The following is an 819-nucleotide window of genomic DNA, read 5'->3' as shown; positions in this document are numbered from 1 at the left end:
CTTATATGCTAATATAGATGATTTTAAAACAGCCACTTGGAATATGCAAGGCTCAAGTGCTAGTAGTGAGGCTAAATGGAGCATTAGTATAGCTCAAATGTTCTCTGGAGCAAATGGAATAGATGTCTTAGCTATCCAAGAAGCTGGCACCTTACCTGCTACAGCCGAGCCAACAGGAAGGGAGTTTAGAGCATTTGGTACTAGTGTGGTTGTAACTGAACATGTATGGAATATAGGCACAAGATTAAGACCTGATCTAATCTTTATATACTATGCTAGGACAGATTTAGGTGGTAATAGAGTAAATTTAGCCCTAGCTAGTAGAAGACAAGCTGATGAAGTATTCTTACGACCACCTCCAACAACAGCCTCAAGACCAATGCTAGGAATTAGAATTAATAATGATGCATTCTTTAGTATCCATGCATTAGCTAATGGTGGAGCTGATGCTTCAGCAATTGTTCATAATATAGATCTATTCTTTCAAAGCACCCCAACCCTAGCTAATACCAATTGGATTATAATGGGGGATTTTAATAGAGAGCCTGTAGATCTACTTAGCTCATTTGAATTAGAGTTAAGACTTAGAACTAGAATAATTACTAATAACGCAATAACTCAAATAAGCGCTAGAAGAACTCTAGATTATGCTATAGTAGGCAACTCTAATAGAGCTATCGCACCAGCACCACTACCTCAAATCTCAGCTAGCACATTCTTTAGTGGATTTAGAACTCACATAGCAAGTGACCACTTCCCTGTAACATTTAGGAGATTCCCATGAAAATAGCTATAAAAATATCTTTAATATCTATAATC

Annotated in this window: 1 protein-coding gene; it reads left to right on the top strand. The window is 37.1% G+C overall.

The features are described 5' to 3' along the window. On the top strand, positions 1-784 hold a 784-nt coding region (locus CCAL9328_RS10615), incomplete at its 5' end, for a cytolethal distending toxin subunit B family protein (protein ID WP_170000635.1). Positions 785-819: the final 35 nt, after the last annotated feature.

The sequence above is a fragment of the Campylobacter sp. RM9328 genome, assembly GCF_012978615.1.
The sequence above is the reverse complement of the archived record's forward strand: the minus strand, read 5'-3'. Positions and strand labels throughout refer to the sequence as shown.